The organism is Pseudomonas sp. C9 (genome assembly GCF_002000165.1).
In the GTDB taxonomy this organism is placed as follows: domain Bacteria; phylum Pseudomonadota; class Gammaproteobacteria; order Pseudomonadales; family Pseudomonadaceae; genus Aquipseudomonas.
Window position 1 is genome coordinate 956,429 of sequence record NZ_MPAK01000001.1, and the last position, 14,012, is coordinate 970,440.

At 59.9% G+C, this 14,012-nt stretch carries 11 protein-coding genes and 3 tRNA genes; all 14 read right to left on the bottom strand.

Translation table 11 applies throughout. The features are described 5' to 3' along the window. Positions 1 to 112: 112 nt before the first annotated feature. Positions 113 to 189, bottom strand: a tRNA-Asp gene (locus BMS17_RS04575). Between the two features lie 92 nt (positions 190 to 281). Further along, positions 282 to 358: transfer RNA gene (locus tag BMS17_RS04580), tRNA-Asp, on the bottom strand. A gap of 55 nt (positions 359 to 413) precedes the next feature. Continuing rightward, positions 414 to 489: transfer RNA gene (locus tag BMS17_RS04585), tRNA-Val, on the bottom strand. Positions 490 to 647: 158 nt separating this feature from the next. Beyond that, complete coding sequence (locus tag BMS17_RS04590; protein ID WP_077430531.1) at positions 648 to 1,424, bottom strand: SDR family oxidoreductase; 777 nt, start codon at positions 1,422 to 1,424, stop codon at positions 648 to 650. Further along, positions 1,421 to 2,632 carry an O-succinylhomoserine sulfhydrylase gene (locus BMS17_RS04595; protein ID WP_046026885.1) on the bottom strand — a complete coding sequence of 404 codons (1,212 nt, stop codon included), beginning with the start codon at positions 2,630 to 2,632 and terminating at the stop codon, positions 1,421 to 1,423. Before BMS17_RS04595 ends, BMS17_RS04590 begins: the two co-directional genes overlap by 4 nt. 79 nt (positions 2,633 to 2,711) lie before the next feature. Further along, a complete protein-coding gene (gene purF / locus BMS17_RS04600; protein WP_046026886.1) occupies positions 2,712 to 4,217 on the bottom strand; it encodes an amidophosphoribosyltransferase in 1,506 nt (501 codons plus the stop codon). Positions 4,218 to 4,258: 41 nt separating this feature from the next. Then, positions 4,259 to 4,819: a CvpA family protein gene (locus BMS17_RS04605; RefSeq protein ID WP_046026887.1), complete on the bottom strand. Its 561-nt coding sequence runs from the start codon at positions 4,817 to 4,819 to the stop codon at positions 4,259 to 4,261. Between the two features lie 278 nt (positions 4,820 to 5,097). Then, positions 5,098 to 5,754 (bottom strand): SPOR domain-containing protein, encoded by a 657-nt coding sequence (locus BMS17_RS04610; RefSeq protein WP_046026888.1) that lies wholly within the window; start codon positions 5,752 to 5,754, stop codon positions 5,098 to 5,100. Beyond that, complete coding sequence (folC, locus tag BMS17_RS04615; RefSeq protein ID WP_046026889.1) at positions 5,738 to 7,045, bottom strand: bifunctional tetrahydrofolate synthase/dihydrofolate synthase; 1,308 nt, start codon at positions 7,043 to 7,045, stop codon at positions 5,738 to 5,740. Before folC ends, BMS17_RS04610 begins: the two co-directional genes overlap by 17 nt. Next, positions 7,042 to 7,962, bottom strand: a complete 921-nt coding sequence (accD, locus tag BMS17_RS04620; protein WP_046026890.1) for an acetyl-CoA carboxylase, carboxyltransferase subunit beta — start codon at positions 7,960 to 7,962, stop codon at positions 7,042 to 7,044. Before accD ends, folC begins: the two co-directional genes overlap by 4 nt. 207 nt (positions 7,963 to 8,169) lie before the next feature. Further along, positions 8,170 to 8,790 (bottom strand): phosphoribosylanthranilate isomerase, encoded by a 621-nt coding sequence (locus BMS17_RS04625; protein WP_077430533.1) that lies wholly within the window; start codon positions 8,788 to 8,790, stop codon positions 8,170 to 8,172. A 63-nt stretch (positions 8,791 to 8,853) separates the two neighbouring features. Further along, positions 8,854 to 9,678 carry a tRNA pseudouridine(38-40) synthase TruA gene (gene truA / locus BMS17_RS04630; protein ID WP_077430535.1) on the bottom strand — a complete coding sequence of 275 codons (825 nt, stop codon included), beginning with the start codon at positions 9,676 to 9,678 and terminating at the stop codon, positions 8,854 to 8,856. Between the two features lie 246 nt (positions 9,679 to 9,924). Beyond that, positions 9,925 to 12,564, bottom strand: coding sequence for a FimV/HubP family polar landmark protein (locus BMS17_RS04635; protein ID WP_077430536.1), 2,640 nt, complete (start codon positions 12,562 to 12,564; stop codon positions 9,925 to 9,927). 208 nt (positions 12,565 to 12,772) lie between these two features. Further along, positions 12,773 to 13,783, bottom strand: a complete 1,011-nt coding sequence (locus tag BMS17_RS04640; RefSeq protein ID WP_046026894.1) for an aspartate-semialdehyde dehydrogenase — start codon at positions 13,781 to 13,783, stop codon at positions 12,773 to 12,775. Between the last annotated feature and the right edge of the window lie 229 nt (positions 13,784 to 14,012).

The window sequence follows — 14,012 nt, forward strand, 5'->3', positions numbered from 1 at the left end:
AAAAAACCCCGGTCTTTCGACCAGGGTCTTTGCTATCGACTCGAAGCAGCACTGGCTTTACCAGCATCTTTCTTCGTAGCTTCAAGGCGTTCAGTGGGCCTTGAAGCAGATATGGCGCAGCGGACGGGACTCGAACCCGCGACCCCCGGCGTGACAGGCCGGTATTCTAACCGACTGAACTACCGCTGCGTATCGCTTTGGACTTTCGCCCAAGTAACTCGTCTGATTGAAAACTCAGTAGCTTTTCAATCTCGAACCAGATAAATCTGACTCGGAAAATATGGCGCAGCGGACGGGACTCGAACCCGCGACCCCCGGCGTGACAGGCCGGTATTCTAACCGACTGAACTACCGCTGCGCGTCGGTGGAGGCTTTTTACAGCTTCCATCTTGCTTTCGCAAGACTCTCGGAAGTGGTGGGTGATGACGGGATCGAACCGCCGACATTCTGCTTGTAAGGCAGACGCTCTCCCAGCTGAGCTAATCACCCGTTTGCATCTCCGAGGCCGCGAAATTTACGCAGGTACCGAACCTAAGTCAATAGCAGGATTGAAGTTTTTCTGAAAAAGACAAAATCGTGTCAATTCCCGCGGCACTGACAACCAGCGCCTTCAACCTCAAGCCCTGTCTGTCATGGGTCCGCTGGAACTACTCGCTGTAAATCATCTTCTTGGTCATGCCGCCATCGACCACAAACTCCTGGCCCGTGACAAAGCCGGCATTCTTCGACAACAGCCAGGCCACCATCGCCGCGACATCTTCGACCGTCCCTACCCTGCCCGCCGGATGCTGGGCATGATCGGCATCCGTCAGCGGCTCGGCACGTCGCACTGAAGGGTCGCGCGTGTCGATCCAGCCAGGGCTGACCGCATTGACGCGGATCTCCGGCCCAAGACTGATCGCCAATGCGTGAGTCAGGGCCAATAAACCGCCCTTGCTCGCTGCATAAGCCTCTGTATCCGGTTCCGACTGCCCGGCACGGGTCGAGGCGAGGTTGACGATCGCGCCGCTGTGAGCGCGCAGGTACGGCGCACAGTGTTTGGCCAACAACATCGGCCCACTGAGGTTCACCGCCAGCACACGATTCCAGTAAGCCAGATCGAGGCTTTCCAGCGTAATGTTGTGCGGCTCGGCCACTGCCGCGTTGCAGACCAGCGCATCCAGTCGCCCGAACTGCCCCAGCACTTCAGCAACACCCAGCGCCACCTGCCCTTCGTTCGAGACGTCCATGGCGATAAACCAGGCATTGTCGCCGAGCACTTTCGCCACTTTCGAACCACGCACCCGATCAAGATCGCTCAGCACCACCTGCCAGCCTTCGCTGATCAGCCATGCCGAGATTCCCAGACCGATACCGCGCGCGGCACCGGTGACCAAGGCCACTCGGCCATTGGACCCGGAGGTCGGCGTGGACAACTCGATCACAAGGCTGCCAACCCGCGTGCCAGATCGGCTTGCAGATCAGCCACGTCTTCAAGACCGACCGCAATACGGATCAGGCTGTCACGAATGCCCGCCGCTTCACGCTCTTGCGGCGCCAGACGACCATGAGAGGTAGTGCTTGGATGGGTAATCGTGGTCTTGGTATCACCGAGGTTGGCAGTGATCGAAATCAGACGGGTCGCATCGATAAAGCGCCAAGCGCCGTCTTTGCCGCCCTTGACCTCGAAACTGACCACCGCACCGAAACCCTTCTGCTGACGCAACGCCAACTCGTGCTGCGGGTGGCTCTTGAGGCCGGCGTAATGGACTTTCTCGATACTGTCCTGCTGCTCCAGCCACTCGGCCAGTTGCTGGGCGTTGGCGCAATGCGCCTTCATCCGCAGGTTCAGGGTTTCCAGGCCCTTGAGGAAAATCCAGGCGTTGAACGGGCTCAGGGTTGGCCCGGCAGTACGCAGGAAACCGACCACTTCTTTCATCTGCTCGCTACGACCGGCCACCACACCGCCCATGCAACGGCCCTGACCGTCGATGAACTTGGTTGCCGAGTGCACGACGATGTCCGCGCCCATCTTCAGCGGCTGCTGCAACGCCGGGGTGCAGAAGCAGTTGTCGACCACCAGCATCGCGCCTTTGGCGTGTGCGATTTGCGCCAGCGCGGCGATGTCCACCAGCTCGGCCAACGGGTTGGATGGGGACTCGACAAAGAGCAACTTTGTGTTGGATTTGATTGCCGCATCCCAACCGGACAAGTCCGCCAGAGGCACGTAATCGACTTCGATACCGAAGCGCTTGAAGTACTTTTCGAACAGGCTGATGGTCGAACCGAACACACTGCGCGAAACGATCACATGATCACCCGCACTGCACAGGCTCATCACCACCGCCATGATCGCAGCCATGCCGGTGGCCGTGGCCACGGCTTGCTCGGCGCTTTCCAGCGCAGCAATGCGCTCTTCGAACGCACGCACCGTCGGGTTGGTGTAACGCGAATAAACGTTGCCCGGCACTTCACCGGCAAACCGCGCAGCCGCGTCGGCAGCGGTACGGAATACGTAGCTGGAAGTGAAGAACATCGGATCGCCGTGTTCGCCTTCCGGCGTACGGTGCTGACCGGCACGAACGGCCAGGGTATCGAACGCTACGCCTTCGAGGTCGCTGTCCAGCCGACCGGCATCCCAATCCTGACTCATGCTCACACTCCTTGCCTTGCTGCTTGATATAGAGAGTCTTTAGTAGATACAAAACCGGCCCCTCAGGGCCGGTAGAAACTCAGTTGTTGTACAGATCGATGATCGCACTGACTGCCTGCGTCTTGACCTTGGAGGCATCGTTACGTGCCTGCTCAATCTTGTTCAGGTAAGCCTCGTCGACGTCGCCGGTGACGTATTGGCCATCGAACACCGCGCAATCGAACTTGTCGATCTTGATCTTGCCGCCACCGACGGCTTCGATCAAGTCAGGCAAATCCTGATAGATCAGCCAGTCAGCGCCGATCAGGTCGGCAACGTCCTGAGTCGAACGGTTGTGGGCGATCAACTCGTGGGCGCTCGGCATGTCGATGCCGTAGACGTTCGGGTAGCGAACGGCCGGTGCGGCGGAGCAGAAGTAGACGTTTTTGGCGCCGGCTTCGCGAGCCATCTGGATGATCTGCTTGCAGGTCGTGCCGCGAACGATCGAGTCGTCCACCAACATGACGTTCTTGCCGCGGAATTCCAATTCAATTGCATTGAGCTTCTGGCGTACGGACTTTTTCCGTGCGGCCTGGCCCGGCATGATGAAGGTCCGGCCGATGTAGCGGTTCTTCACGAAGCCTTCGCGGAACTTGACGCCCAAGTGGTTCGCCAGCTCCAGGGCCGCGGTACGGCTGGTGTCCGGGATCGGGATGACCACGTCGATGTCGTGCTCAGGACGCTCGCGCAGGATCTTCTCGGCGAGCTTCTCGCCCATGCGCAGACGAGCCTTGTAGACAGAAACGCCGTCAATGATCGAATCCGGACGCGCCAGGTAGACGTGTTCGAAGATGCACGGAGTCAGGGACGGGTTGGTCGCGCACTGACGGGTGTGCAGCTTGCCGTCTTCAGTGATGTAGACCGCTTCGCCTGGCGCCAGGTCGCGAATCAGGGTGAAACCGAGTACGTCCAGGGAGACGCTTTCGGAGGCAATCATGTACTCGACGCCTTCGTCGGTATGACGCTGACCGAAGACAATCGGGCGGATGCCGTGCGGGTCACGGAAACCGACGATGCCGTAACCGGTCACCATCGCCACGACCGCGTAACCACCCACACAACGGTTGTGCACGTCGGTGACGGCGGCGAACACGTCCTCTTCGGTTGGCTGCAACTTGCCGCGCTGGGCCAGTTCGTGAGCGAACACGTTCAGCAGCACTTCCGAATCGGAGTTGGTGTTGACGTGGCGCAGGTCAGATTCGTAAATCTCCTTGGCCAGTTGTTCAACGTTGGTCAGGTTACCGTTGTGCGCCAACGTGATGCCGTAAGGCGAGTTGACGTAGAACGGCTGAGCTTCGGCCGACGTCGAGCTGCCTGCGGTCGGGTAACGCACATGGCCAATGCCCATGTGGCCGACCAGACGCTGCATGTGACGCTGATGGAACACGTCACGCACCAGGCCGTTGTCCTTGCGCAGGAATAACCGGCCATCATGGCTGGTCACGATACCGGCAGCGTCCTGGCCGCGGTGCTGGAGCACGGTTAGCGCGTCATACAGCGCCTGATTGACGTTCGACTTACCGACGATACCGACGATGCCACACATGCGACGCAACCCCTACTTAATGGATCTGAACTGAACAACACTCACTGAGGCGTTTTGGCCATCGGCAAGAGTTGCTCCTTGAACGGTATCTCAGCGGGTACGCTGATACCGCTGGCAAGCCACTGACTGCTCCACCCGAGAATCAGGTTTTTGGACCAATCTGCAACCAATAGAAATTTTGGCACGAGCTGCGACTCTTTCCACCACCCGTCCTGCTGTACCGGCCCCAGGCTCAACAGCCCGACCGCCACGACCACCAGCAATACGCCACGCGCGGCGCCGAAGGCCATGCCGAGGAATCGATCGGTCCCGGATAGCCCGGTGACGCGAACCAACTCGCCGATAAGATAATTGATCATTGCGCCTACGATTAACGTGGCGACAAACATGATGGCACAGCCCGTGATTACACGAGCCGACGGTGTTTGAATGTATCCGGCGAGGTACTCGGACAATGAACCACCGAACATCCAGGCAACGGCTCCTGCGATGATCCAGGTCACCAGCGACAGTGCTTCTTTGACGAAGCCGCGGCTCAGACTGATCAATGCGGAGATGGCGACGATTGCAACGATCGCCCAGTCAACCCAGGTAAATGGCACAGTGCAGCCTACAGACGGATAAGGCGGCGCATTTTAGCAGAGCGCAGGGCTATCGGTAAGCTGCGATTGTCAGTGCTTTTCAAATCGGGGCGATAGTATTTAACCGCGCTTAGCAATGTAGCCGCTGGCGAAGCCTGCGTCCGGCTGCGCAGCAGCCGTAAAATCAGGCAACTCGGTGTATCAGGTACACCGTACAGGCAGGTTTTACGACGACTGCGCCGCCGGACGCAGCCTCGCAGGCTCGGCAGCTGCTACAAAAAGAGTCGATTGGTCGCTCGTTAACCGCGCTCAGGCTGGAAGCGCACGACGAAGCCCTTGAGCTTCTTCTGGCGGTCCAACAAGTCACGCAGACGGTCGGCTTCGGCGCGCTCGATCAGCGGACCGACAAACACTCGATTCTTGCCATCAGAGGATCGGATGTAAGCGTTGTAGCCCTGACTGCGCAGGTCTTTCTGCAGGCTTTCGGCATTTTCTCGGCTCGCAAGACTCGCCACCTGAACCGACCAGCTGACCGACAGGCCGTTTGCGTCGATACGGCTTTGCGTGGTGTCAGGCTTGCCCGGCGCTGCCGAGATAGGCTGCGACGGCGCGGCAGCAGGCTTGGCGGCCAAAGCAGGCACCGGAGCCGGCTTGGCCACAGGCGCAGGGGCTACACGGGCAACCGGCGCAACAGGTGCCGAAGGCACTTCTTGCTGAGCGATTTCATCATCGCTCGGCACAGGCTCTTGAGGCAGCGCTTGCGGCTCAGGCACCACCACCGGCTCGACCTGAACTTGCGGCATTGCCGGCGCCTGCGGCGCAGCCGGCGCATCGACCGTCACCTGCCGCTGCTCATCCTGCCGGGAAAACAGCATCGGCAGGAAAATCACCGCCAACGCCACCAGCACCAGAGCGCCAACCATGCGCTGTTTGTAGGCCTTATCCAGCAATGCCATTTGCCGCTTCCTCCGTGGAGCGCCGAGCCAACCATTCAAGGGCTTCGGCGACACAATAAAATGATCCGAACAACAGAATCTCGTCGTCGCTCGTCGCCAGCGCACACTGACCTTCCAGCGCGGAGGCCACACTTGAATAAGATGCTACGCAAGCACCAAGGTTCTTCAACGCCTTGTGCAAATCAGCGACCGGACGGGCGCGCGGCGAATCCAGCGGCGCCACAGCCCAATGCTGGACACTAGCATTCAATTCACCGACAACACCATCCAGATCCTTGTCAGCCAGCAACCCGAACACCGCCAGACGCTTGCCGGCTGGTGGTCGACTGGCCAAACGGCGAGCCAGGTACTCGGCGGCATGCGGGTTATGGCCCACGTCCAGCAACAGGTTCAGGCGCTTGCCCTGCCAGTCGAACTGCCGACGATCGAGACGACCGACTACCCGCGTCGCTTTCAGGGCATCGACAATCTGTGCATCCACCCACGGCAAACCCAGCAACAAGTAGGCCTGCAACGCCAGCGCAGCGTTTTCCATTGGCAGATCGAGCAAGGGCAAATCACGCAATTCCACGGCGCGCCCCTGCGCATCAAGTCCGCGCCATTGCCAGTTGTGATCGGTAATGCCGAGGTCGAAATCACGCCCACGCAGGTAAAACGGGCAAGCCAGCTCGCGCGCCTTGTCCAGCAGTGGTTGTGGAGGATTCAGATCGCCACACAGCGCAGGCGCGCCCTGGCGGAAGATGCCGGCTTTTTCGTAAGCCACGGACTCACGGGTATCTCCCAGATAGTCCGCATGATCGACGCCGATGCTGGTGACTAGCGCCATGTCGGCATCCACCACGTTGACCGTGTCCAGACGCCCACCCAGACCAACTTCCAGCACCACAGCATCAAGCCCGGCCTGTTGAAACAGCCAGAACGCTGCCAGGGTGCCCATTTCGAAATACGTCAGGGAAGTATCGCCACGACCGGCCTCGACAGCCGCGAAGGCTTCGCACAGCGCGGCATCCGTGGCTTCGACGCCATTGACCTGCACCCGCTCGTTGTAACGCAGCAGGTGCGGAGAATTGTAGACACCGACGTTCAGGCCCTGCGCCCGTAGTAACGAGGCCACAAATGCGCAGGTAGAACCCTTGCCGTTGGTGCCAGTGACCGTAATTACCCGAGGCGCCGGCTTGCCCAGTCCCATGCGGGACGCTACCTGTTGCGAGCGCTCCAGGCCCATGTCGATGGCCGAAGGGTGCAACTGCTCAAGGTAGGCGAGCCACTCGCCAAGGGTACGTTGGGTCATAGGTTGGCAGGTACCGGTGGAACCACGATCGGCTCGATTGGCGCAGCGACGAATTTCGGCGTCGGCAGGCCCATCATTTGTGCCAGCAGGTTGCCCAGGCGCGGACGCAGCTCCTGACGGTGAATGATCATGTCGATGGCACCGTGCTCCAGCAGGAACTCACTGCGCTGGAAGCCTTCCGGCAGTTTTTCACGCACGGTTTGCTCGATTACACGCGGGCCGGCAAAGCCGATCAGGGCTTTGGGCTCACCGACGATCACATCACCGAGCATCGCCAGGCTGGCGGAAACGCCCCCGTAAACAGGGTCAGTCAGCACGGAGATGAACGGAATGCCTTCTTCACGCAGACGCGCCAGTACCGCGGAGGTCTTGGCCATTTGCATCAGGGAGATCAAGGCTTCCTGCATCCGCGCACCACCGGAAGCGGCGAAGCAGATCATTGGGCACTTGTTTTCCAGCGCATAGTTGGCGGCGCGAACGAAGCGCTCTCCGACGATGGCGCCCATCGAACCGCCCATGAAGGAGAATTCGAAGGCCGAAACAACGACTGGCATGCCCAGCAATGTGCCGCTCATGGAAATCAGTGCGTCTTTTTCGCCGGTCTGCTTCTGGGCAGCGGTCAGGCGATCCTTGTACTTCTTGCCGTCACGAAACTTCAGACGGTCAACCGGCTCCAGGTCCGCACCCAGTTCGGCACGGCCTTCGGCATCAAGGAAGATATCAATGCGGGCGCGGGCGCCGATACGCATGTGGTGGTTGCATTTTGGGCAAACATCCAGGGTTTTTTCCAGCTCCGGACGATACAGCACAGCCTCGCAAGACGGGCATTTGTGCCACAGACCTTCAGGCACCGAGCTCTTCTTGACCTCGGAACGCATGATCGAAGGGATCAGTTTGTCTACTAACCAGTTGCTCATGCTTTCTTTCTCCAGTACCGGCGGCCCGAACGCTTTGTTCGCAGCCCCGCGTATGCCCTTGAGCTAAATTCATGTGTGTGGCGATGATTGATCGGGTGGCCGGGTCAGCGAAAAGCGACCTGCGTACAACCCGAAACATCCTCAGCCGTGCCTGCTTTGTGCAAGTGAAGTTATGGACGGCGGCAGTCTGCCAGCCGTCACATCAACCTAGCTCCTACGCACCGCTTCTATAAATGCCCGAATCTTTGCGTGATCCTTGATGCCCTTGCCCGCCTCTACCCCGCCGCTGACGTCCACGGCGTAAGGCTTGACCCGGGCAATCGCTTCGGCGACGTTTTCAGGCGTCAAACCGCCCGCCAGAATGATCGGCTTGCTCAAGCCATGCGGTATCAGGGACCAGTCGAACGCCTCACCGGTTCCACCGGGAATGCCTTCGACATAAGCGTCAAGCAAGATACCGCTGGCAGTAGGAAACGCATCGCAGGCCGCCGCGATGTCGTCACCCGCCTTGACCCGTAGCGCCTTGATGTACGGCCGGTTCCACCCTTCACACTCGGCAGCCGTTTCATCGCCATGGAACTGCAACAGGTCCAGCGGCACGGCGTCGAGCAACTCACCCAGCTCGCACCGACTGGCGTTGACGAACAACCCCACGGTTGTGACGAACGGCGGCAGCACCTTGATGATGTCGCGCGCCTGTTGGAACGTCACAGCCCTCGGGCTTTTGGCGTAGAACACGAACCCGATGGCATCGGCCCCCGCCTCGACCGCCGCCAACGCATCTTCTATGCGGGTAATCCCGCAAATCTTGCTGCGAACGGCTGACATGTCGATAAAACCTCAGGGTAAATCCGGGGAAGTCCCGGATGGTAACAAATGCATTCGAGGGCGTCAGCCGTCAAGTTCCGTGAAACCGGTCAGGAAGTGTGGGCCGATGTAACGCTCGGGCAATTGAAACTCATCGCGATACTCGACCTGCACCAGATACAGGCCGAACGGATGCGCCGTGACCCCGCCGGAACGGCGAATGCGGCTTTCCAGCACTTCCTTCATCCACTCCACCGGACGCTCGCCGGCGCCGATAGTCATCAGCACGCCAGCAATGTTGCGTACCATATGATGCAGAAATGCACTGGCGCGGATGTCCAGCACAATCATCTTGCCGTGACGCGTGACCCGCAGGTGATGCAGTTCCTTGATCGGCGATTTGGCTTGGCACTGACCGGCACGGAACGCACTGAAATCGTGGGTACCCAACAGATACTGCGCCGCCTCGGCCATGCGCTCGACGTCTAGCGGGCGGTGGTTCCAGGTGATCTCGTCGTTCAAATGTGCCGGACGGATCTGATCGTTGTAGATCACATAACGATAACGTCGGGCGATAGCCTTGAATCGCGCATGAAAATGCGCCGGCATGACCTTGGCCCAACTGACGCTGACATCGTGGGGCAAATTGATATTGGCGCCCATCACCCAGGCTTTCATCGAACGCTCGACCTGCGTATCGAAATGCACCACCTGACCACACGCATGTACGCCAGCGTCCGTACGCCCGGCGCAGAGCAGCGACACCGGTGAGTCGGCGACTTTGGACAAGGCGCTCTCAAGGGTTTCCTGAACCGTGAGCACGCCGCTGGCCTGGCGCTGCCAGCCGCGATAACGCGAACCTTTGTATTCAACGCCCAGTGCGACGCGGAAAAAGCCGTCGGCCGCCATTTCGGCGGCCGGATTATCTATATTTGCCAAGGGGTGCAGCCTGCTGATGTGCGCAAAGGCGGGCATTATAAGGCGGCTGGACCGGGACGCCAGAGGCGCGTGTCTTTTGTGCCGCTGCACTACACGTGCGAGCCTCGCTATATAGACAACCACATAACGCGCGAAACGATAGAGTCCCCAGCTCATCACGCAAACAAAAACGGCAGCCTCACCGGGCTGCCGTTTTGTTTACTGCGCAGCGACCACTCAAGCCAGACGCGAAAGCATTTCCCTGGCTTCGCTCTTCTGCCCGGCATCACCCTCGGTCACCACCTCATTGAGGATGTCCCGTGCGCCGTCATTGTCACCCATGTCGATGTAGGCCTGAGCCAGATCGAGCTTGGTAGCGACCTCATCCGTACCGGAGAGGAAGTCGAAGTCCGGCTCGTCGCCCGCAGTGGCCATCGCGTCCTCTGCGGTAAAGCTCGGTTCGCCAATGCTCTGGGACAGACGATCCAGCTCGGCGTTGACGTCATCCAGCTCAGCCTCGAAGGCATCCGGAAGTTCGTCAAGGCCTGCCACGGTCGGAGTCGGAGCCGGAGCCGCGTCCATTTCATCAGCGAGCGACAGATCGAAATCGGCAGGCAATTCCAGGTCATCCTGCGGCACTTCAGGTACAACCGGCAGATCCTTCAGGCCTTCGTCCAGGCTCAGATCCAGCAGGAAGTCGTCTTCAGCGAGGATAGCCGGCGACGGCTCCGCCCCCAGGTCCATGTCCAGATCGAAGTCCGCGAGGTCGTCGAGGTTCTCCTTGATTTCGGTTTGCTGCTGCAACACCGATTCAAAGCTCAAGTCGTCATCCAGCGGGAACTCTTCCAGCTCCGTCGACGTGTCTTCTTCTGGCGTAACCACCGCCGGGGAAGTGGCCTCCAGATCGTCCAGGCTCAAGTCGAAAGCGCTGTCGAAGTCGTCATCGGCAGCCGCCGGGGCTTGCAGCTCGTCCAGCAGCAGGTCCTTGACGTATTGCGCATCCAGTTCCGCAGCGATAGCCGCGGCAGCCAGGCCACCTGCGGCAACCAGGGCCATGGCCGGGAAACGAGCCTTGAGCTTTTCGACCTGGGCGAAGTTGTCGCCGTTGGCGACCAGTTGACGCTCCTGACCAACGAACGCATCGCGGTCGCCTTGCTGGCCATACACTTCCATCAGCTTCAGACGCAGGTCACTGCGTTGTGGCTCTTGCTTGATGCCGTCTTCCAGCAACGCGGCAGCCTGGTTCAGACGACCGGCCGTGATGTGCGACTGCGCTTTGCTCAGCACATCGTCATCACGCTCGGCGGCAGGCGACACCAGGGGTGCTGCGATCGGTGTCGTCATCACAACGGGCGCAACCACTGGAGCAGGCTCTGCTTTAGGAACAGGAGCAGGAGCAGGCGTCGGCGCCGTGGCGAGTTTTACGCTGGGCGGTGGAACTTCCAGGCCTTCAAAGCTGCTTTCCGGCAGGTCGTTGCCATAGGACAGGTCCTGTTCTTCGGACAATGCACGGGCCATGCGCAGATGCTTCTCGGCTTCTTGCTGAGCTTTGCGACGACGCGCCAGCAACAACAGCAAGAGCGCAAGCACCACCGCACCGCCGCCGATCAGACCCAGCAGGATCGGATTGGTCAGCAGTTCGTTGAATTTCTGATCGTCCGAGACGGCCGGTGCAGGCTCGATTGGCGTTTCAGCAGATGCTGGTGCAGGAGCGACAGCGGCTTCTGGCGCCGGGGCGACTTCAGCAGGTGCCGTCGCAGGGTTGGCGGCCAGCTCGGCAGACATGGCCGGAGCGGTCGCTGCAGGTGCACCCGCGGCGCCATCGGCCTGCATCTTGGCCAGTTGATTGTTCTTCAGCTCGATCAGTTTTTGCAGCTTGTCCAGCTGACTTTGCAGATCGGTCATGCGGCTTTTCAGTTCGGCATTGTCACGACGGGTCGTGTCGAGGCTTTCCTGAGTAATCGCCAGTTTGTTGCTCAGATTCTTGGCATCGCCCGCAGCACCTTTGGCACCCGCCTTGCCGGATTCGGCCGAGACCAGGCTCAACTTGTCCTTGGTGGATTGTGCGTTGCCGGTGTCAGCGCTACCACGCTTGGTGGCATCGAGTTGCTGTTGCCCCGCTCCGGGCTTGGCCACATAGCGACGCCCCTGGCGCCACGCCTTGTTCTGTGCGGCCACTTCGGCAATCGCCTTGGGCTGCGGCAGGCTGGTAGCTTGAGCCTGCTCGGGCATGCGCAGCACTTGACCGGTTTTCAATCGGTTGATGTTGCCATCGATAAAGGCATCCGGATTCAGCGCCTGGATGGCCAGCATGGTTTGCTGAATCGAGCCGCCATTGCGCGCCTTCGCAGCGATCTCCCACAGAGTATCGTGCGCAGTGGTGGTGTGCTGAGCCGGCGCGGTGGCACCGGTCACTGGCGCCGTGACTGATTGAGTCGGCGCTGGCTGCGCAGCCGCTTCGGCGGTCTGCGGCGAGAATTTGGACGGATCGAGCAACACACTGTAATCGCGCAGCAGGCGACCGTTCGGCCACATCACCTGAACCAGGAACTTCACCATGGGTTCGGACAGTGGTTTGCTGGAGGTCACACGCAGGATGCTTTTGCCGCTGGCGTTGAGCACCGGCGTGAAGGTCAAGTCATTGAGAAATGCCTGACGGTCGACACCGGCCTTGGCAAAATCTTCAGGCGAGGCCAGGCTCGGCACCACTTCGGCCGCCGTCAGGTCCTTGATGTCGAGCAACTCGATTTCCGCCACCAAGGGTTGGTTCAGCGTCGACTTCAGGGTCAATTCCCCGAGCCCGAGGGCATGCGCCATACCAGAGGACAGCGCCGAGGCGGCCGCAATTGCTAACACCAGTTTGCGAACTTGAACCATAGCCTCATCCTTTGTTTGAACATTCCTCGGCCAGCGAGAAGGTCTTGATAGTCGCTGCCGTAAGGCGTTGCGCGCAGCGCTGAAGTGTCACCGCGCGCGATCATTTCTTGTCTGCCCCGGAAAGCCCCGCACGGAGGCTTTCTTTCAGCACTGCGGCCAAGCATAGCGCTCGGCTAGAATCATTCTGCGAATTGTTGCCAAGTATCTTTTACAGCTGGTCTTTTATCAACAATTCAGCCACCTGCACAGCATTGAGCGCAGCGCCTTTGCGTACGTTATCTGACGTCAGCCACAAATTAAGTTCCGACAGGTCGTCGACTCCACTGCGAACCCGACCGACATAAACCACGTCCTGCCCCACCGCATCGCCCACGGCAGTCGGATAATCGCCCGCCTCTACCAACTCGATTCCCGGTGCATCTTCAAGGGCTGCGTTGACTTTCGTCAGGTCGACAGCGCTCGCGGAATGCAAGGTCACGCTAAAGCTATCGCCAAAAAACACCGGGGCTTGAATGCAAGTGGCGGAAATCTTTAATAAAGGCAGCGCCATGACCTGACGCAACTCACGCACCAGGCGTTTTTCCAGCAGCGTATGGCCTTGCTCATCCGGCTTGCCGACCTGGGCCAACACGTTGAAGGCCATCTGCCGATCAAAGAATGTCGGCTCCAGCGGACGCACGTTGAGCAACTCGGCGGTTTGCCGGGCCAGCTCTGTTACCGCTTCGCGGCCTTGAGCGGAGACCGCCAGGCTGGCGGTCACATTGACCCGCTGCAGGTCGATCACGTCGAGCAATGGCGCCAGCACCACGGCCAGTGTGGTGGCCGAAGGGCTTGGGCTGCTGACCTGGAATGGCTTTTTCAGGGTGGCCAATACCTCGGCATTGGCTTCCGGCACCACTTGCGGCGCTTGATCGGCCGGCAACGCACCGGACAGGTCGATCAACGAGCAACCGGCAGCGCTAGCGCGAGAGGCGAAGCTGAGCGTCACCGCCGGCCCGGCCGCGAAGAACACCAATTGGACTTTGCTGAAATCGAATTCGTCGACTTCCCGCACCCGCACGTTCTTGCCGCGAAAAGGCACCGAGTGCCCGGCGGATTCGCTGCTGGCCAGCAAGTGCAGGTTGCCGACCGGAAAATCGCGCTCTTCAAGAATCTGCACCAGCGTTTCGCCGACAGTACCGGTGGCGCCGATCACGGCGATATCAAAGGACTGGGTCATGGTTCTACCTCTGGCGAAACGGGGGGAGCGGCACTTTACCGGGTGGGTGACGTACAGGCAATTCGGCTGGGATCTGCGGTGCCTGTTCCGGCCTCATCGCGAGCAAGCTCGGCTCCTACAGGTTTGGTATCGCACTTGTAGGAGCCGAGCTTGCTCGCGATGGCGGCTTAACAGTCACCCAATAACCAAAAAACCCGCGCCTCTTTCAAGGCGCGGGTTGTTTCATTGC

Excerpts from the sequence above, each read along its gene's own strand:
- BMS17_RS04635 (WP_077430536.1), bottom strand. The coding sequence starts at position 12,564 with ATGGTTCAAGTTCGCAAACTGGTGTTAGCAATTGCGGCCGCCTCGGCG.
- accD (WP_046026890.1), bottom strand. The coding sequence starts at position 7,962 with ATGAGCAACTGGTTAGTAGACAAACTGATCCCTTCGATCATGCGTTCC.
- BMS17_RS04595 (WP_046026885.1), bottom strand. The coding sequence starts at position 2,632 with ATGAGTCAGGATTGGGATGCCGGTCGGCTGGACAGCGACCTCGAAGGC.
- BMS17_RS04610 (WP_046026888.1), bottom strand. The coding sequence starts at position 5,754 with ATGGCATTGCTGGATAAGGCCTACAAACAGCGCATGGTTGGCGCTCTG.
- purF (WP_046026886.1), bottom strand. The coding sequence starts at position 4,217 with ATGTGTGGCATCGTCGGTATCGTCGGTAAGTCGAACGTCAATCAGGCG.
- BMS17_RS04640 (WP_046026894.1), bottom strand. The coding sequence starts at position 13,783 with ATGACCCAGTCCTTTGATATCGCCGTGATCGGCGCCACCGGTACTGTC.
- folC (WP_046026889.1), bottom strand. The coding sequence starts at position 7,045 with ATGACCCAACGTACCCTTGGCGAGTGGCTCGCCTACCTTGAGCAGTTG.
- BMS17_RS04625 (WP_077430533.1), bottom strand. The coding sequence starts at position 8,790 with ATGTCAGCCGTTCGCAGCAAGATTTGCGGGATTACCCGCATAGAAGAT.
- truA (WP_077430535.1), bottom strand. The coding sequence starts at position 9,678 with ATGGCGGCCGACGGCTTTTTCCGCGTCGCACTGGGCGTTGAATACAAA.